Origin of the sequence: Paenibacillus oralis (genome assembly GCF_003863965.1) — a bacterium.
In the GTDB taxonomy this organism is placed as follows: Bacteria; Bacillota; Bacilli; order Paenibacillales; family Paenibacillaceae; genus Fontibacillus; species Fontibacillus oralis.
In genome coordinates this window covers 6,046,973-6,065,115 of the sequence record NZ_RRCN01000001.1, presented here as the reverse complement: position 1 = coordinate 6,065,115, position 18,143 = coordinate 6,046,973, and the positions used below count along the sequence as shown (strand labels likewise).

At 51.9% G+C, this 18,143-nt stretch carries 14 protein-coding genes and 1 pseudogene; 11 read left to right on the top strand and 4 right to left on the bottom strand.

What is annotated here, in order from left to right; all coding sequences use genetic code 11:
* The first annotated feature begins 96 nt into the window (after positions 1-96).
* Positions 97-1,207: pseudogene (locus EHV15_RS27030) on the top strand (RNA-guided endonuclease InsQ/TnpB family protein).
* Positions 1,208-1,538: 331 nt separating this feature from the next.
* Here the strand turns inward: EHV15_RS27030 and EHV15_RS27025 are convergent.
* Positions 1,539-1,865 carry a YnfA family protein gene (locus tag EHV15_RS27025; RefSeq protein ID WP_128633954.1) on the bottom strand — a complete coding sequence of 109 codons (327 nt, stop codon included), beginning with the start codon at positions 1,863-1,865 and terminating at the stop codon, positions 1,539-1,541.
* 154 nt (positions 1,866-2,019) lie between these two features.
* On the opposite strand from EHV15_RS27025, the gene EHV15_RS27020 reads away from it, so the two are divergent.
* The 6 genes from EHV15_RS27020 (at position 2,020) to EHV15_RS26995 (ending at position 11,517) form a co-directional block, all read left to right on the top strand.
* The gene (locus tag EHV15_RS27020; RefSeq protein ID WP_128633953.1) at positions 2,020-2,334 is read left to right on the top strand and encodes a thioredoxin family protein; all 315 of its coding nucleotides are present in this window, start codon (positions 2,020-2,022) and stop codon (positions 2,332-2,334) included.
* 51 nt (positions 2,335-2,385) lie between these two features.
* A complete protein-coding gene (locus tag EHV15_RS27015; protein WP_128633952.1) occupies positions 2,386-3,063 on the top strand; it encodes a VOC family protein in 678 nt (225 codons plus the stop codon).
* Between the two features lie 639 nt (positions 3,064-3,702).
* Positions 3,703-8,667, top strand: coding sequence for a discoidin domain-containing protein (locus EHV15_RS27010; protein ID WP_128633951.1), 4,965 nt, complete (start codon positions 3,703-3,705; stop codon positions 8,665-8,667).
* Between the two features lie 82 nt (positions 8,668-8,749).
* Complete coding sequence (locus tag EHV15_RS27005) at positions 8,750-9,580, top strand: helix-turn-helix transcriptional regulator (protein WP_128633950.1); 831 nt, start codon at positions 8,750-8,752, stop codon at positions 9,578-9,580.
* Positions 9,581-9,688: 108 nt separating this feature from the next.
* On the top strand, positions 9,689-10,900 hold the full coding sequence (locus EHV15_RS27000; protein ID WP_128633949.1) for a multidrug efflux MFS transporter: 1,212 nt from the start codon (positions 9,689-9,691) through the stop codon (positions 10,898-10,900).
* A gap of 29 nt (positions 10,901-10,929) precedes the next feature.
* Positions 10,930-11,517, top strand: a complete 588-nt coding sequence (locus EHV15_RS26995) for a hydrolase (RefSeq protein WP_128635560.1) — start codon at positions 10,930-10,932, stop codon at positions 11,515-11,517.
* Between the two features lie 484 nt (positions 11,518-12,001).
* Here EHV15_RS26995 and EHV15_RS26990 read toward each other — a convergent pair whose 3' ends face one another.
* From EHV15_RS26990 to EHV15_RS26980, 3 genes are all read right to left on the bottom strand, one after another.
* On the bottom strand, positions 12,002-12,415 hold the full coding sequence (locus tag EHV15_RS26990) for a coiled-coil domain-containing protein (RefSeq protein WP_128633948.1): 414 nt from the start codon (positions 12,413-12,415) through the stop codon (positions 12,002-12,004).
* A gap of 191 nt (positions 12,416-12,606) precedes the next feature.
* Positions 12,607-12,918 (bottom strand): YbjQ family protein, encoded by a 312-nt coding sequence (locus EHV15_RS26985; protein ID WP_128633947.1) that lies wholly within the window; start codon positions 12,916-12,918, stop codon positions 12,607-12,609.
* 131 nt (positions 12,919-13,049) lie between these two features.
* Positions 13,050-13,604 (bottom strand): SMI1/KNR4 family protein, encoded by a 555-nt coding sequence (locus tag EHV15_RS26980; protein WP_128633946.1) that lies wholly within the window; start codon positions 13,602-13,604, stop codon positions 13,050-13,052.
* A gap of 770 nt (positions 13,605-14,374) precedes the next feature.
* Between EHV15_RS26980 and EHV15_RS26970 the strand changes: the two genes are divergently transcribed.
* The 4 genes from EHV15_RS26970 to EHV15_RS26955 all read left to right on the top strand — a co-directional run bounded on the left by EHV15_RS26970 (position 14,375) and on the right by EHV15_RS26955 (position 17,875).
* Complete coding sequence (locus EHV15_RS26970) at positions 14,375-14,893, top strand: sigma-70 family RNA polymerase sigma factor (protein ID WP_128633944.1); 519 nt, start codon at positions 14,375-14,377, stop codon at positions 14,891-14,893.
* Between the two features lie 89 nt (positions 14,894-14,982).
* Positions 14,983-16,029, top strand: coding sequence for a hypothetical protein (locus tag EHV15_RS26965; RefSeq protein ID WP_178075974.1), 1,047 nt, complete (start codon positions 14,983-14,985; stop codon positions 16,027-16,029).
* Complete coding sequence (locus EHV15_RS26960) at positions 16,026-17,009, top strand: ABC transporter ATP-binding protein (protein ID WP_128633942.1); 984 nt, start codon at positions 16,026-16,028, stop codon at positions 17,007-17,009. Before EHV15_RS26965 ends, EHV15_RS26960 begins: the two co-directional genes overlap by 4 nt.
* A complete protein-coding gene (locus EHV15_RS26955) occupies positions 17,006-17,875 on the top strand; it encodes an ABC transporter permease subunit (RefSeq protein ID WP_128633941.1) in 870 nt (289 codons plus the stop codon). The genes EHV15_RS26960 and EHV15_RS26955 overlap by 4 nt, the downstream gene beginning before the upstream one ends.
* Positions 17,876-18,143: the final 268 nt, after the last annotated feature.

Genomic DNA, 18,143 nt, shown 5'->3' with positions numbered 1-18,143 from the left:
TTGCTTTAAATGGGAACAATTGTTTGTTACAATGAAATGAGACAGATGTTGCTTCCTTATATTGACTTCACCTTTCTTTGAAGTGTGGTGATAGGTTTGAAACTTACTTTAACAGCGAAAGTGAAAATACTGCCTACTGGGCAACAAGCGGATTGGTTACGACAAACCTTGCACGTTTACCGCGATGCGAGCAACCACTTGTCTGTACTTGTACATAAAGACAAAATCCTCTCTAAGACTTTACTCCACAACATGATGTATCGAGTATTGCGCAATGTTTTTTCTCTCCGGTCGCAAATGGCCCAGTCCGTTATGAGAACCGTCATCGCCAGATATAAGTCGTTACTCAGCAACAAACACCCTTGGACACAAATCCTTTTCAAGAAATCCGAGTACGACCTAGTGTGGAATAGGGACTATTCGCTCTCCGAACAAATTATCTCCATCAACACGCTGTATGGTCGGATCAAAGTACCCTATAACGAAAGGTATGGATTCTTACTTTGATGGATCTTGGTCCTACGGGACTGCAAAGTTGGTCCACAAGAAGGGAAGGTTCTTCCTCCATATTTCAGTATCCCAAGAAATCGCCGAAATCGAAACAGGGGCCATTCATCAAGTTGTTGGTATTGATCTTGGGATCAACTTTATCGCCACCAGTTATGATTCGCAGGACAAGTGTACGTTTTTCCATGGTCGACCGATCAAAGACAAGCGGTCGAGGTACAAGCATATGCGTAAACAACTGCAACAAGTCGGCACAGCCTCCGCCAGAAGGAAACTAAAACGGATTGGAGGACGAGAAAACCGTTGGATGCATGATGTCAATCATTGTATATCTAAGGCACTCGTCCGTAAGTATGGTGCAAACACTTTGATGGTGGCTGAGAATTTAACAGGTGTTCGTAGTAAAACGGAAAAGATTCGACTTAACGAACGTTATGAATCAGTATCTTGGTCCTTCTATCAACTAAGAAAAATGATCGAGTACAAAGCCGCATTACATGGAGCAAAAGTGATTGCTGTGGATCCCAAGTACACCTCTCAGACCTGCCCAAAGTGCGAACATAAAAATAAAGGGAACCGGGACAAGAAGAAGCATCACTTTAAATGTAAAGAATACGGGTATAGCTCAAATGATGATCGAGTTGCCGCCATGAATCTTCAGCGTATTGGAATGAAGTACATCACTGAAGGGATTGTATAGGTATACTTATACAATTGGGCAGATGTCAACCTGCCTATAGTAACGCCATGTTAAGGAAGGAGACTTTTTGCCGCATGCACTTCCGGGCAGTTACAAGCTCGTGACTTTAGTCATGAGTAGTTGACGAGATACCTTCCTTATGCGATGCAAGTATGTAATCTAACTTTAGGGTGGTAAAAACCGCTTTTCATGCGCAACGCGGCCTGCGCGGGGGGATTTGCTATCAGTCATAACGGCTGCACGGCATAACGGCATAACGGCATTACGGCATCAGGCCATTACGCATTATGGCATTACGCATTATGGCATTACACATTGCGGCATCACGCCATCAATGGCGCGGCGCCCACAACATCACCGACACGCCGACAAGGCAGATCGCGGCCCCGGCCCAATCGTAGATATCGGGCGTTTTTTTATCCACCCACCAGCCCCAAAGCACGGCCAGAGCGATGAACACGCCTCCATACGCCGCATACACCCGCCCAAAGGAAGGGAAGTTCTGCAGCGTAGGGATGATCCCGTACGCCACCAAAATAAGCCCTCCGACAATGCCGTACCATAGGGGCTTTGATTCACGCAGCCATAACCAGACTAAATACCCTCCGCCGATTTCCGCCAAACCCGCGGCCACAAACAATAAAATCGTGATGATCATCGTATGAGCATCCCCATTCCTTTTTGACTTATTGTAACACGGCTCACGGCTGCCCGGTTCTCAAAAACTAGGTGATTCCGGCCGAATCGTATATAATAGAGACAACACATATATAAAATTTTAATCATTTCCCTGTTAAAAGGAGAGGATCCGCATGGAGAGAGTACAATCCGCTGAACAATTCGAACAGCTGACTCAAAGAGACCAATTTACCGTCATTAAATTCGATACGACGTGGTGCCCGGATTGCAAAAACCTGGACCGCTTTATCGGCGATATTATCGCGGAACATCCGGACAAGGAGTTTTACGCTATGGACGCGGAAGAGTTCCAGCCGATTGCCGAAGCTAATCAAGTTCGTGGCATCCCGAGCCTGCTCGTCTACAAAAACGGGGAAAAGCTCGCCCATCTGCACAGCAAATTCGCCAAAACTCCGGGGCAAATCAAAGAGTATCTGGAAAGCTTGTAAATTCTGGCCGAGCATTAGGGTGAAGTTGTCCCGGGGAAGGGAGATGGAAGCATGATTTTTGAGCGCGTAGCCTTTAGGATCAGTTCGTCTAAACTCCGGGAGACGCAAGCGTTTTATGCCGATCGGTTCGGTTTCGAGCTTGCGGAGCAGGGGGAGGACCGGTTTACGATCCGGGCCGGGGCGACTTTGTTGACGTTCAAAGCGGCTGCTGCGGGAGAGCGGCCTTTATATCATTTCGCTTTGAATGTACCGGAGAATAAATTCGCCGAAGTGAAAACGTGGGCGGCTTCCAAAGTGGCTTTAATTGAGGAAGAGGGCGACGATGAGGTGTTTTTCACCTCCTGGAACGCTCATTCCGTTTATTTCGAGGACCCGGCAGGCAACATTGTGGAGTTCATCGCCAGGCACAACTTGGCGAGCGGGATCGATCACGCGTTTACGGCCAGCGACGTGATGAGCATCAGCGAGGTGGGCATTGTGGCCGAGGAGACCCTGCCTTTGGTAAGAGAGCTGAATGCGGCGGGACTATCCAACTGGCGGGAAGCTTCCGAAGAATTCACTCCGGTCGGGGATGAGCAGGGGCTCCTGATCGTCGTCCGGAATGAGCGGGAATGGTATTTTTCCAATGGCAAACAAGCGCGCTTTTATCCTGTGGAGGTCACGGTGGCCGGGGTGGGCCGGTTCCGTTTTTCAAGCATCAACCGGGTTGAGACAGGAAGTTCTGTTTGACGCAGATCGATGTTTTTCTTGAGTCAATGGCGTTAACAACTGCAAAAGTGCATTCTATTTCCCGTAAATCACCATTTGAGAGCGCTTGAAATGCAAAAGTACATCTCATTTAGGGCTATCCGATAAAAAAGCAGCTCTTGGCCCGAAATGAACTGCACTTTTACACCTGAACCACCTGTTTCGTGGAATTTCGACGAAAACCGCCTGCACTTTTGCATTTCGTGGGATTTTCCAGGTTCCTGCCTCCTCCTTCTTCCTTAGATTTGAGTCATGTTCACCTCATTACGCGCGGGCTGCAGAGCCGTTGATTCCAAACGAATAGGGATGCTGACCTGTAGGGTCATATGAAAAAAGCAGGGGAGTTCGCTACCGTTAGGGACTTTCCTGTTTTTTTTGCGTTCGCATCAGCAGTGTAAGTAAGTAGTTCTTTTTACCTATTTTATGAAAACTATCACACTTCTCTATTAAAATCGTTATACCGTGCGACGATAAATCATTTGTATATTGATTTAGATTCCAAATTTTGGAATCATACCAAGTATTTTGGAGGCGCGAAGGGAGGCCGCGAGTAAAGGGACGGGTAGCGAATCTAGATTTGTTCCATCAGCAGTGCAGACCAATTCATGAAGGAGAGAGGACATGGGGAAATTATTCCTGAGCAAGCGGAAGGCTCGCGGGATCTGGGCCCATTTTGCGTTGGCCGTCATGTTGCTGATTAGCAGCGTTCCGATGTTTTCTATGCCGGCGGCTTATGCGGAAGAGCAAGATTATTTGCTTTCTCGAAACAGACCGGTCTATAGTTCATCATCGCTGGGCGGCAATACGCCGGATATGGCGGTCGACGGTAACGAAAATACCCGTTGGGAAAGCGTATGGCAGAAGGACCCGCAATGGATTTACGTCGATTTGGGCAAAAGTGCTTCCATCTCGAAGATTTCCGTAAAATGGGAAAATGCTTATGCCACGTCGTTCGAATTGCAGGTATCGGATGACGAAATCCACTGGAAACCGGTCTATTCCACGACCAAGGGCGAAGGCGGGCTGACCGAAGTGGATAAACTGGCGGAGCAGGGCCGGTATGTCCGCGTCTACAGCACGGACCGCGCTCAAAAGGCTTACGGCATATCGATTTGGGAATTCAGCGTGTACGGCACCGGGGGCGTCAACCTGCCGCCTAAACCGGAGGCCGTCAACCTGGCGCTGGGCAAGCCGGTCACGGCGTCTTCGCTGGAGATCGACGAGCCTAGCAGATCGCCCGAAGACAAAGCCAAGATGGAAGAGCGGAACTATTTGGCCAAAAACGCCACCGACGGCAACGGCGATACCCGCTGGTCGTCCATCTATGCCGACAATGAATGGATTTATGTGGACCTGGGCCAATCCAGCGAAATCGGCAGCGTGTCGTTCAAATGGGAAACCGCCTACGGCAGAGCTTACGACATCCAGGTGTCGGACGACGCCCAAAGCTGGACCACCGTGTACCGGCAACTAATCGGATCGGGCGGAACGGAGACGATTCCGGTCTACGCGAAGGCCCGTTACGTCAAAATGGCGGGGCTCGGACGCGGCTCCACGAACGGATACTCGATGTACGAGTTCGGCGTGTACGCTTACCGCGAAGGCGATCCGAAATCAAGCTACGATATTCCGGACATCCCGGCGGTTTCTTCGGTTCAAGTCGGAGCGGGCAGCTACGAAATCAACGATGTGACGATGCTGGCGCCGAAAAATCCGAAATACCGCACCGCAGACGTCGAGGCGCCGATTCCATCCAACGACTGGTGGCAATCGATCCTGATCGAAAACCTGGGCGGCGGCAACAGCCTGATCACGCTTCCGCTGAAAAACCGCTACACCAAGCAGGGGCTGAACATATTGAACCCTGGGGCCGGTTATGCTTCGGCGGACGGCGGCTCGATCGACGCCGACGGCGATCCGGATTTGATTCTGTCTCTGGCCAATATCAATCCCGCCGACGTAGTTACGAAAATTTCCGGCTATGGGGATTTTTCCGCGAGCGTCGTGATGAGCGATGACGAGACGGCCAAGATGACCACGACGTTTGTGAAGGGGTCGCCGTTCTTGTACAACACCTACGAGAACCCGGACGCCGTAATTCTCCAATCGCCGGTCATCACCCGGTTATACGACGACAACAATCAGCCGATCCTGCTGAATGACGGGGATGTGCTGACGGCCGACCATATCGGCATCGAAGTGACCAATAAGGACAGAGCGCCTGTCCCGCAAACCTTCGTGCGCAACTACGGTGTGTTTGCTCCTGAGGGAACGACGTTTATGAAGCTTGGAAACACGATCAAAATCAAGCTCGGACAAGGCGAAAATTACCTGTCTTTGGCGGCGCTGCCGTCAGCGTCCGATCTGGGCGATTATTATCGTCATGCTTATGCTTTCGTCACGGATACGAGGGTTGAATACGAATATGATGAGGCGGAATCGCTTGTAACCACGCGCTTTGAATCTATCACCGAGCTGAAGCGGCCGGGATTTTCTGCGGAAACGCTGATGGCGCTGCTGCCGCATCAATGGAAAATCGCTGCCTCGCCGCTGACCGATCTGACGTATCCTTCGATCCGCGGTCTGCTGAAAGTCAGCGAAGGCAATACGTTTACGACACAGGACCGGTTTTATGGCATCATTCCGCAGTTTGTGGAGCCCAACGATCCGTTGTACTCCCGCGCGCAATTAACCGCCTATCTCGATCAACTGGACGCGGATGTGGCAAATGGAGCGATGAACGCTGAACCTTATTGGCAGGGGAAAAAGCTGCACCCGCTCGCCCTGGCGGTCTTGATCAGCGATCAGCTTGGCGATACCGAACGCAAAGATCATTATCTGGCTTTGCTGCGGACGATTTTGACCGACTGGTACACGTATTCTCCTGACGAGAAGGTGCATTCGACCTATTTCCACTATGACGACACGTGGGGGGCCGTGTTCCCATACGGCAGCGGATTCGGCATAAATACCGGATTAACCGACCATCATTTTACGTACGGGTACTATATTTTCGCCTCTGCTGTACTCGCCACGTATGACCAGGAATTTTTGCGGGATTACGGGGATATGGTGGAGCTTTTGATCCGCGATTACGCCAATCCTTCGAGAACGGATGAGTTATTCCCTTGGTTCCGCAACTTCGATCCTTATGAGGGCCATTCCTGGGCCGGCGGCTATGCGGACAACCGGAGCGGCAACAACCAGGAAGCGGCCGGAGAAGCGCTGTTCAGCTGGGTCGGCGAATACATGTGGGGCCTGGTGACCGGCAACGATACTTACCGCGATGCGGGCATCTGGGGCTTTACCACCGAGGAAAAAGCCGCCGAGCAGTATTGGTTCAACTATGACCACGACAATTGGGCGGAAGGCTACAAGCACGCAACGGTCGGGCATGTTTACGGCAGCGCCTATTTGTATGGCACTTATTTTTCCGGAGATCCGGAGCATATTTACGGCATTCACTGGCTTCCGCCGGCGGAATGGATGACCTATTACGGCCGCGATCCGCAGAAAACGGCGGATTTGTACGCCGGTCTGATCAAGGACCTCGGCGGCACGCCGGAGCGTACCTGGGAGCATATCATCTGGCCGTTCCAATCGATCAGCGATCCGGAAGGGGCGCTGGCCAAGTGGGATACCAGCAATATGCAGCAAAACGAAGTGTTTAACGCCTACTGGTTTATTCATAGCATGGTGACGACGGGCACAAGAACGATGGATATTTGGGCGGACGATCCGGCGGCAACGGTCTATGAAAAAGACGGCGTCTACACCGCGCAGATTTGGAATCCGGGGGACACGCCTAAAACCGTTCGTTTCTTCAATGAAGACGGCGCATTGGGCTCCGCCACGGTATATCCCAAAGCGCTCGTCGCCGTCAACCCGCTGGAGGACACGGTTGTGGAAGGTCCGGACCCCGCGAAGGGCGTTCGATACCTGGACCGCACAGGCTGGGTGATTACGGCATCCTCCAGTTCCGAACCGGCTGAACGCATGATCGACGGCGACCTGTCGACCCGCTGGTCTTCGGGACAAGCCCAAGCGGCCGGCGACTGGCTGCAAATCGATTTGGGCGCCGAGCAGGTCTTTGATGCGCTGTTCATGAATTCCGGCACGAACTGGGGCGACTACGCGCACGGATATGAAGTATACGTATCGGCCGACGGCCAGAATTGGAACGAGGCGGCAGCCAGCGGCAAAGGCAATTCGCCAAGCCTGGCGGTCTCGCTTCATGAACAGAAGGCCAGATATGTGAAAATCGTCCTGACGGAGCCGGCGGACAGCTGGTGGTCGATCTCCGAGGTAAAGCTGGCTCTCTTCGGTTCGCAGGCGGCTAAGACACCTCTGCCGAATTTGGGCGCGCTGGACGACCGCTCGGGCTGGGTCGTTACGGCATCCTCCACCTTTGGCGAAGACGTAACGGCCAATATGCTGGACGGAGATCCCGGAACGCTTTGGACGAATGGCCGCGAGCAATCGAACGGCCAATGGCTGAAAGTCGATTTGGGCGCGGAGCACAGCTTCGATACGATCGTGCTGGATCCGGGTAATTCGGCGGACGATTATCCGCGCGAATACAGGGTATATGTTTCCGGCGACGGCAAAAATTGGGGCAGCCCCGTTGCCGGCGGTTCCGGCGAACCGGGGACACTGTCGATCACGTTCCCAGTACAAACCGCCCGTTACATCAAAATCGTGCAAATCGGCGATGCTACGAAATGGTGGTCAGTATCGGAGCTGTACGTGCACAATTACGGCAACGGTAAGCAGAAGCGGCTTGCTGCGGACGGTTGGACCGTAACGGCTTCATCCGGAGAAAACGCGGAGGCCATGCTGGACGGCCTTAAAGACACCCGCTGGACCTCAGGCCGCGAACAGGCGGGCGGCGAATGGGTCCTGCTCGATTTGGGAACTGCGCAGCCGGTCGACCAAATCGTGCTGGACAGCGCCCATAGCCGGGATGATTTCGCCCACGGTTATGAAGTGTATACATCCGTCGACGGACAAAACTGGGGTGCTCCCGTCGCTGCCGGCGAAGGCAAGGAGCCGGTGGTTACCGCCGCCTTTCCGCTGCAAACCGCGCGATATATCAAGGTGGTTCAGACCGGAAGGGATTCGCATTGGTGGTCCGTTGCGGAATGGAGCGTATTTACGGCGGACGACGAGCCATGGGCGCCGGAGCAAGGAGCCGGCCCCGAAGCGTTGGATCGTTTGGGCTGGACCGTCACGTCGTCAACGTACGGAGACGCCATGGCGATGGTGGACGGTGACAAGAACAGCCGCTGGACTTCCTCCGCAGGGCAAACGGCGGGCCAATGGATTCAGCTCGATTTGGGAAGCGTGCAAAACTTCAGCCAAATCAGCATGAACTCCGGCGGCAGTGAAAATGACTACGCCCGCGGCTACCGGCTTCTCGTATCTGAAGACGGGGAGAATTGGGATCTGATTCTGGAAAACGAATCGCGCTCGCCGCAGATTTCGGAGAGCTTTCCGGTGCAATCGGCCCGGCTTGTGACCATCGAGCTGACGCAGGATACGCCGGAATGGTGGTGGTCTATCGCCGAGCTCAACCTGTACCGTTAAATACCATGAAAGAAACTCCCGTCTCCGTGAACCGCTCATGGAGCGGGAGTTTTATTACGAAGCGGCAATTCAAGGAGGAGCCATGAATCTGAAAAATGTCTTTCCCTATATCCATTACTGCAACAGCCGGTCCCCAATCGATCCGCGGAAGCTGCGGAGCCTGATCACCCGAACGCTCCAGCACCACGAACTGATTCTGGTGACCGGAGGAAAGGGCCGTTTTATCGTGGACAACAGAAGTCATTCGGTGCAGGAGGGCACGCTGTGCTACATCCGTCCCGATGTTTTACATACGATCGAGTTCGATGCCCGTGAGCCGATAAGCTGCTTGACGGTGCATTTCAGCTATGCGAGCATCCGCTTTGATGACGGCGCCTGGTCGGTCGGAAACGAAGTCCATCCGCTCCCGCTGCAGGATGCGCAGATGCTCAAAAACGGCTATCAAATCGCGGATACCTTCAAAAAGCTGGTGGATAGCTGGGATTCGAAGCGGCCGGGGTACGAGCTTATTTCGAAAGCATATCTTCTCCAGCTGCTGTTTGAAATTTCTCAGCATCGGCAGAAGCAAAATGAAAATCACGCGGTCAGCTTGAAAATCGAAAAAGTGATCGAATACATGCATCAACATATCGGGCAGCGGGTGACTTTGGCGGAATTGGCCGAGTTGGTTCATCTGTCCACGTATTACCTTTCGCGGGCGTTCAAGAACACGACGGGGTATTCCGTCATCGAATATTTCAACAAAATCAAGGTGGATAAAGCCAAGGAGCTGCTTGCCGAGGGGAACAAAAAAGTGAAGGAAGTTGCCCGGGAGCTTGGGTTTGCGGATGAATTCTACTTCAGCCGGATTTTTAAGCGGACGGAGGGGATCAGCCCTTCGGAATATTGTGGCAAAATCGTTCATGGAGTATAAGATTATACATGGCAAAAAGCGAGTTCTTTAGTTAAGATAATCCTGCAAGATTTTTCATTGTACGTGTGTGGAATATCAGGTTATCTCGTGGAAAGAAGGCTTTGCTTTATGCCGATTTGGAAAAGAAATTTGCTTGTTTGCTGGTTCGGCATGTTCGTGACGGGGATTGGCTTGAGCCAGCTCGCCCCGATTTTGCCGCTGTACATCAAGCAGCTTGGCGTTGGCAACGCCGGGGAGATCGCGCAATTCTCCGGACTTGCTTTCGGGATTACGTTTATCGTGTCGGCGATTTTTTCGCCGATCTGGGGGCTGGCCGCCGACAAATACGGACGAAAACCGATGCTGCTGCGGGCTAGCCTAGGCATGGCGATCGTGATCGGGTGTATGGGATTTGCGCCGAATGTGTACGTGCTGATCGGACTTCGCCTGCTGCAGGGGGTGATCACGGGTTACGGCACCGCCTGTACGACGCTGATCGCCACCCAGACGGATAAGGAGCACGCGGGGTTTGCCCTGGGCACGCTGTCCACGGCCAACATTGCCGGGTCTTTGCTGGGGCCGACGATCGGCGGATTTATCGGTGAAAACTTCGGGATGCAAAACGACTTTTTTCTCATTGGCGCGCTGATGCTGATCGCCTTTTTGCTGACGCTTTTTTTCGTCAAAGAGGATTTTGTCCGGACGGAGAACAAGGTCCCGGGGATGAAGGAAATCTGGAGCGGGATTCCCGAAAAAAGCTTGACGTTGACCTTGTTTGTCACTTTTTTCATCTTAAGCGTGGCTTTATATTCGGTCGAGCCGATCATTACGGTGTACATTGAGCAGATTTCCCAAACTTCCAGCCATGTGGCGCTGATCGCCGGGGTCGCTTTTTCGGCTTCGGGTCTGGCCAATATCCTGACCGCCCCGCAGCTAGGCAAGCTGTCCGACCGGGTGGGGGCGCACAAAGTGATCCTGGCGGCGCTGATTGCGGCCGGTATCCTGTTCATCCCCCAAGCCTTCGTCACGAACCCCTGGCAGCTGACGGGACTGCGGTTTTTGCTTGGGATCGCGGCGGCAGGGCTAGGCCCGTCGGTCAATACGCTGTTCAAAAAAATCACGCCGGATGCCCTGACGGGCCGGGTGTTCGGGTTCAGTATGGCGGCCGGATACCTGGGCGTGTTCGCCGGTTCGGTGTTGGGCGGACAGATCGCGGCCTGGCTGGGTGCCGAATACGTATTCATCATGACGAGCGTTTTGCTGTTAATCAATGCGGTTTGGGTATATTTTAAAGTGTACCGGACCATGAACCGGGCCGGAATGACGGGTGTCCCGAAATAAGCAAAAGATAGGAGAGCGTGGATAATCATATGGCGGAAGCAAAAGTGACGGAAGTTCATGTTGAGAAAACGGCGCTGGTGGTGATCGACCTGCAGGAGGGTATTGCCCACCCCGGGCGTCAGAGCGCGCCTTATACGAGCGGACAGGTGATTCAAAACGCCAGCAAGCTGGCGCGCGCGTTTGCTGAGAAGGGCGGTTTTGTCGTGCTGGTCAGAGTGTCGTTCTTGGACGGCAAAGATGCACTGAAGCCGCAGACGGATATGAGCCTAAGCCCGGCGCAATATCCCGAGGGCTGGGACCGGATCGTGCCCGAACTGGCCGGCGTGAAAAACGCCCATCTTGTGACCAAACGGCAGTGGGGCGCGTTCCACGGCACGGACCTGGATCTGCAGCTGCGCCGCCGGGGCATCGATACAATCGTGCTGTGCGGAATCTCCACCTCGATCGGCGTGGACACCACGGCCAGAGAGGCGTTCCAGCATGGCTATCAGCAGATCTTCGCCGAAGATGCCATGACGGCATCGACGCAGGAAGAGCATGATTACGTCTGCAAGTACATTTTCCCGCGGATCGGCAAGGTACGGACGAGTGAAGAGATCGTTGAGGCGATGAAATAAGGAAGAAAATAAACAGCTGAAAAGCAAACAGCAGGTCGTATGGTGCGGTTTGCTTTTCATTTTTTCGATGCAATCAGCTGATCCCCCCACTTTACTTTAAAAATAGCGGCATTTTATGTTCTTATTGTCTGGAGCCAGGCATGTTCATCCCCATTAGCGGCATTTTGTGTCCTTATTTTCCTATGAATGGCCCGGAACGCGGGCATTTTCTTGTGATTCGGGAAAATAACGACATCATTTTCCTCTATTTCGCTCAAAATGGGGGATATGGCCGAAATAGCGGCATTTTTTGTCTTTATGTTTCGCTTGGGTTTTCCCCAGCAGGCCGGCTATTCGTCCGGGATATAATGTCGAAGTTTTGGAGGACGCTATTCGCGTCGCTGAACGACAAGGGGAAGAAAACAGGGATTTCATAAAAGTATTTGGCTCGGAGGAAAGCTGAGAGATAAAAAAGCCATAGCCCGCAATTGCGGGTTATGGTTTTTTACTGAGCTTTTAGCCGATTGATTTCCAGTTCGTGTTGAGAAACTTTAAAGTGAATAAATGTAACATCCTTTTGAACATTGTCTAGTTTAGTATTCATAATTTTCAGCATGGCTAAAGTATCATCAGGTTGGTCGGAGGCAAGTAGATCAAACTTGTTATGCAAGCTTTTGATATCTTGTTTGACTTCGGTCATATCCGACTTTAGGCCGGATACATTCTGCTTAACGTTAACGAGCTCTTGCTTTATGCCGGAAACTTCTTGCTTAACGCCGGATAAGTCTTCCTTCATTACGGCCATTTCTTGCTTTAAACCAGTCATTTCCTGTTTGATGTCGGTCATATTCTCTTGAAGTGGCTTAAGTTTGGCGTCCAACACGGTCTCAAGCAATTGGACTATTTGTCCTGCATCCATAGTCGAACAACTCCTTTAGGAGTATTATATCAGTTGATGCATGAACCTGTAAGCGATAGATTGTGATCATTTTGAAAAGAATCCACTTTATCCGTTAAGCATTTTAGTACATCGGTTAGACCGATGGAGGAGTATCAACACCCAAAAAATAAGCCGGCCATTTAACATGACCGGCTGTTTAAACCCCATTGTTACACAAGCACTGCTGTTCCGCTAACGGCAACCATAAGCATTCCTTCGCGGACGACTTCATAATCAATGTCTACTCCAATAATGCCTGTTGCTCCCAGACGCGAAGCTTGCTGTCTCATTTCTTCGAACGCGGTATCCCGCGCTTCCTGCAGCTTGCCTTCGTAAGCGCCCGAACGCCCTCCGACAACGTCAGTAATCGAGGCGAGAAAATCTCTGAACACATTGGCGCCCATGATTACTTCGCCGGTTACGATGCCTAGATACTGTCTTACGGGATAACCTTCAATCGTTGATGTTGTGGTCATAATCATACCGTTCATCCTCCTAAAAGAACTTTTACCAGTTTGTTACGCAGGCGGGTCGATTCAGTTTCAAAGTAAACCCTCATCAATTGTATAATGCAGATTAAGCATATTCAAATCTATATAAGGAGGAACAGCTCCTATCCGAAAAGCACATCTTCCGCTGAAGTCGTTCCCCGGCACAGTTCCATGAACGTCTCCGCGATTTGGACGGCATCCTCGTACCCCAGATTTCCTGAACTCGCCACGAGGATGGGATATTCACGGTTTTTCCGATCGCCGCGCATGTCCCAGATATAGTGGTTGCCGCTGCCGTCCATGGCAAAAGGGACCGCTCCGGGCATATACTCGGGAAATTCATAAGCCAGAAGCATACTCCTTACCTCATCGGCGTCAAAAAATTGAAAATAGCGCTCCCCGTTTTCGAATTCGCCGCCATTGGAAAAACGCAGAAAATCGAGGTAATCAGCGGGCAGGGGTTTGTTGGGAATAGACCAAAGCGCCGGATCAAACGGCCGGTACAGCGCATGCAGCGGATTTGACACTGGAAATGGATTGCGCTGATTTTCCCGGATCTCCGCAATTTCCCGCTCTGTGAGCGGCTGGTGCCAACCGGCCTGGAAACGATCCGGCTCCGCACTGCTCAGGCCCGCATGTTTTCGGTAACACACTTCAAAAACCGCTTCCCAATTCATCTCGATTCTCGTCCTTTCCTTGCTTTGGCAGCACTGCCGCCCGTCCTGATTAGAATTAATGGAATCGTACCATAGCGGGATTGAATCTGCTAGGTTTTGATCAAAACAATATGTGTATAATAAGGGGGATGAAATCAACCGAGGGAGCATGCTGTTCCTGTTTGATATTCAAATGATAGCATGTATCGGTGATCACGAACTGCTCAAAATCACCACACTGTCCGAAAAAATGAGTTTGGTCAATTACAGGCCGGTGCACCGGTTATTCTAAGATGAAGCATGAGCGAAGTTAGTGCATTCAACCCTCGATTCTTTATAGGGTGGTGTGGTAAAATAGAGGGAATAGTAAATAATAGGAGTTCAAAATATGCAAAAAAAGTTCAATAAGAAATATTGGATTCTTCTTCCTCCTTTTTTTGTAGCTGGAATACTCCTTGTAATTTATTTACCTCAAAAATTTAAGCCCCTAGCATTGGTCGTTTCTCTCTTATTTTGGGCCACATATTATACTTGGACCTATATGGCGAAGAATAACGAAGTGCAAAAAAGTAAGTAAGCAAAAATTGAAAACCTCATTGGTAACAGGGTAGTCTCATAAGAGTCATTGAAAATGGCTCAGGGATTGCCCTTTTTCTATAAATTAGCTACTTTTGAGGCAGCACCCGAATATCTAAAAATGATTAATCCGAAAAAATTGTTCCGATCCTGCTACAAAACATAAAAAAGGTTCGTCTTTCTAATAGCTGCAGCTGAAAGGAGGCAAATACGAAATGAGTATTCCGGAATCCTCGGCATTCCGTAACATATTTTTTGCGCATTATCCAACCGTACACAGAAAACTGACCGCCCTCGTGCGTGATGAAGCCGCCGCCGACGATTTGGCGCAGGAGGTATTCCTCAGGCTGTACAGGAACCCGCCGGACAACCCGGAAGCCTTGGGGGCATGGCTGCACCGGGTGCTGACAAGAATCGGATACGATTACCTGGAGAAAAAAGCAAGAGAGAGAAAGCTGCAAAACAAGCAGGAAATGATGTACGAAGGGGAGGCCGCTCCTGAATCCGGAGAAGAGGCGCTTATGCGCCAAATGGATCAGGAAGAAGTCCGGGCCTGGCTGGACAGACTTCCCGAACGGGACCGCCAGGCGCTGCTTCTCCGCTATTCGGGCTACAGCTACGCGGAGATCGCACAGGAGCTCGATGTCAGGCAGCCGCTGATCGGCAGTCTGCTGCAAAGAGCGACACGCAAGCTGCAGGCCACGGCCACCAAGGCCATGGCCCGGCAGGATTAACCATCAGAAAGGATTGAAAAAATATGACGAGCAATCCGCATAATTCCGGAGAGGATAAAAGAACACACGAAGCTTGGGAAAGGCTGCAAGTGAAACTGGGAGCGGAGCCGGTAAACGACAAATGGGAGACATGGGACACGCAGGGGAAGCAGGACGGTCTGAAGCTAGCGGATTCTCTTCCGGCGCCAGCGGTTTCGGACGCAGCTTCCAATGAGGCATCTCAGCTGACAACAGAAGCTCCGGCTCCGGCTCCGGCAAAAGCCTCCCGCCGCCGGGCAAGCCGTGCCCGCAAGTGGGGAGCGGCCGCAGTGGCAGCCGTCATCTTCGGCGCTGTTCTTGCCACCCCTATGGGAAATAACGCGCTCGCGGCGATTTTGAACCAATTCCGGGTGCAGGAGATCGCAACGGTTGACAGCGATACGCTCGAAAGCCTGTTTTATCAGCTGGCTCCGGGCGAAACGCTCAGCAAGGACAATACATTTGGGCAATTTTCAACCACGGGAGGAACCGTTCAAGGGGAATTTACCCGTGAGCAAGCGGTTTCCCGGCTGGGGTATCAGCTTTTGTCCCCTGATCTGACAGGCGGCGAAGAGAAAGTCTACATTAGCCCTTCAAACGAAATCACAATGAAGATGAATGTCAAAGAGTTGAATCAGGCCATGCAGCGTGTAGGCGCAACGAAGCTGCTGCCGGAATCGCTTGATGGAAAAGCGATCACCTTAACCCTTCATGAAAGTGTGAATTACGATTTGAATACAGATCAGGGGAAATGGGCATCCCTGGCACAGATGCAGGCGCCGGAAATTACGGTGGATCCGTCTGTTGATGTGGAAGAAGCTTTAGAGGCTGTGCTGCAGCTGCCGATTTTGCCTGCCGATCTGAAAAACCAGCTGCAGCAGACCCGCATCCTGTCAGGATCGATTCCAATGCCGTATATCGTTGATAGAAGCGCCAAAACCGATGAACTCACAATTGGCGGCACCAAGGTGCTTGTTGAAGAACGCGAGTACAGCAGCATGACAGACACTACGGCTATCTGGATTAAAGACGGACAGCTGTTTCGCTTTGAAGGCGGTTCTGCCTACGCAACGGAAGCCGACTTCATGAACAAATTGAAGGAGCTGGTTGGGGCATGACGGAGGCGGCTATCGACGCTAACGGGTTGACCAAGGAATACAGCAACGGGCGCGGCTGCCGAAATGTCACCATCACGGTAGGAAAAGGGGAAGCCTTTGGCTTCCTCGGTCCTAACGGTGCGGGTAAAAGCACGTTCGTGAAAATGCTGGTTGGACTGATCCATCCGACGGCCGGCGAGGCGAGCATCATGGGCGCGCCCATTGGTACGCTTGAGGCGAAGCGGCAAATCGGATATTTGCCCGAGCTGTACCGGTATCAGGAATGGCTGACCGGCGAAGAAGTTGTCCGGCTGCACGCGCGGCTCTGCGGCTTGGACAAGCAGGAGACGAACCGGAGAGTCCCTGAGCTGCTGCACAGGGTGGGTGTGGGCAACCGGGGGAAGGACCGGGTTAAGCACTATTCCAAAGGCATGCAGCAGCGGCTAGGCCTGGCTTGCGCTCTCGTGAACGATCCGGCGGTAGTTTTCCTGGACGAGCCGTCGTCCGCCATGGATCCTGTCGGCAGAATGCATGTCCGCGCGATCCTCGAAGAACTGAAGCAGCAGGGGAAAACGATTTTCTTGAACTCCCATCTGCTGGAGGATGTGGAAGTGCTGTGCGACCGCATGGCGCTCTTGAATAATGGGCAGGTGCTCCGTCATGGACGGGTATCCGAAGTACTTCAGAAGCGAGTCTGCTGGCGTTTTAAAGTCGGCGGATTTTCGCCTTTTTTGCTGTCCTGGCTTCATGAAACGACAGGCTTCAGCTTTCGGGCTGCTGCCGGTGATAAAGGCGAAGCCGGCATGACCGGCGCCGGAAGTGCGGGTGATACTGTGTGGCTTGAAGCGGAGCTGGAGAGCGAAGAACAGGCAGGCTGGGTAAATACACTGCTGATCGGACAAGGGATGACGCTGTATGAAGTCACCAAAGTCCGTGAACGCCTGGAAGAGTGGTTCATGGAAGCTGTTGCCGGGCTCAATCACAGGGGGGAACAGGAATGAGAATAATTTGGGTTATGACCTGGAAGGAGCTGCTGCGCAAACGGGTCCTGCTGCTGACATTTTTAATGACAGCCGTATTTCTGATCGGATTTTGGTTTATTGCCGGAGCCATCGGGGACAGGGGAACTATAAACGCAAATAATAACGAAGGACTAATCCAGCAATATACGACCGGGATGTTCATTCTGATGCTCGGTTTTTTCTTCGCCAGCTTTGTGCTCGCCTTTTTGGCTATTTTCAGTTCGTTTTCCGCGATTGCCGGCGAGGCCGAGCAGGGGGTGATGCAGGCGATGCTGCCGCGGCCGATTCCGAGGTGGAAATGGTATACGGGCCGCTGGCTCGGTTACGTTTCTCTGGGCGTGTTTTATGCCCTGATTCTATATAGCCTGATTTTATGGATCACCGATATCCATGCCGCAATTCCGCGTGACCCGGTCGTACTGATTCAGTCTTTCCTGCTTTTTGCCTCGGTTGTTCCTTTGCTCGTTACCGTGTCCATGTTTGGCTCAGGCTACCTGTCCTCCGTTGCGAACGGTGTGGTGATGACGATGCTCTATGGGGCAGGCTGGCTTGGCGGTATGATCGGCAAAATCGCCGGTTCGCTCCATCTGGAGCCGCAGCCATTGCAAACCTTGAACAATGTGTCAGGTGTTCTGCAGCTGATTATGCCGGCCGACGCGCTGCAGCGGAAAATGCAGGTGGTGCTGTTCAGCTTCGAGGATATCAGCGGACTTATACCGATGGGCGATACTGGACCGTTCGGTATCGGCGAGATTCCCTCGACAGCCTTTTTGGTCTACTCGTTACTTTACACCGTTTTGCTCTTTTGCCTTGGGCTACGCCGTTTTGTCCGCAAGGATTTATAACTCAACTTTCGGTGCGACCGGCCACTTTATGAATAAGCTCCAGGAGTTGTTCGTTTTTTATGGGAAGAAGGACGGGCAAGTGGAATCAACTGTAAAAGTGCATTCTGTTTTCCTTGAAATGCCATTTTAGAGCGATTGAAATGCAAAAGTACATCTCATTTAGGGCTATACGATAAAAAAGTAACTTTTGACCGGAAATGAACTGCACTTTTGCATTTGAACCACCAGTTTGAAGGAGTTTCGACAAAAACCGCATGCACTTTTGCAT

What these genes read in the sequence shown, in the direction of transcription:
- EHV15_RS27025 (WP_128633954.1), bottom strand. Translation starts at nt 1,865, where the DNA reads ATGATCATCACGATTTTATTGTTTGTGGCCGCGGGTTTGGCGGAAATC.
- EHV15_RS27020 (WP_128633953.1), top strand. Translation starts at nt 2,020, where the DNA reads ATGGAGAGAGTACAATCCGCTGAACAATTCGAACAGCTGACTCAAAGA.
- EHV15_RS27015 (WP_128633952.1), top strand. Translation starts at nt 2,386, where the DNA reads ATGATTTTTGAGCGCGTAGCCTTTAGGATCAGTTCGTCTAAACTCCGG.
- EHV15_RS27010 (WP_128633951.1), top strand. Translation starts at nt 3,703, where the DNA reads ATGGGGAAATTATTCCTGAGCAAGCGGAAGGCTCGCGGGATCTGGGCC.
- EHV15_RS27005 (WP_128633950.1), top strand. Translation starts at nt 8,750, where the DNA reads ATGAATCTGAAAAATGTCTTTCCCTATATCCATTACTGCAACAGCCGG.
- EHV15_RS27000 (WP_128633949.1), top strand. Translation starts at nt 9,689, where the DNA reads ATGCCGATTTGGAAAAGAAATTTGCTTGTTTGCTGGTTCGGCATGTTC.
- EHV15_RS26995 (WP_128635560.1), top strand. Translation starts at nt 10,930, where the DNA reads ATGGCGGAAGCAAAAGTGACGGAAGTTCATGTTGAGAAAACGGCGCTG.
- EHV15_RS26990 (WP_128633948.1), bottom strand. Translation starts at nt 12,415, where the DNA reads ATGGATGCAGGACAAATAGTCCAATTGCTTGAGACCGTGTTGGACGCC.
- EHV15_RS26985 (WP_128633947.1), bottom strand. Translation starts at nt 12,918, where the DNA reads ATGATTATGACCACAACATCAACGATTGAAGGTTATCCCGTAAGACAG.
- EHV15_RS26980 (WP_128633946.1), bottom strand. Translation starts at nt 13,604, where the DNA reads ATGAATTGGGAAGCGGTTTTTGAAGTGTGTTACCGAAAACATGCGGGC.
- EHV15_RS26970 (WP_128633944.1), top strand. Translation starts at nt 14,375, where the DNA reads ATGAGTATTCCGGAATCCTCGGCATTCCGTAACATATTTTTTGCGCAT.
- EHV15_RS26960 (WP_128633942.1), top strand. Translation starts at nt 16,026, where the DNA reads ATGACGGAGGCGGCTATCGACGCTAACGGGTTGACCAAGGAATACAGC.
- EHV15_RS26955 (WP_128633941.1), top strand. Translation starts at nt 17,006, where the DNA reads ATGAGAATAATTTGGGTTATGACCTGGAAGGAGCTGCTGCGCAAACGG.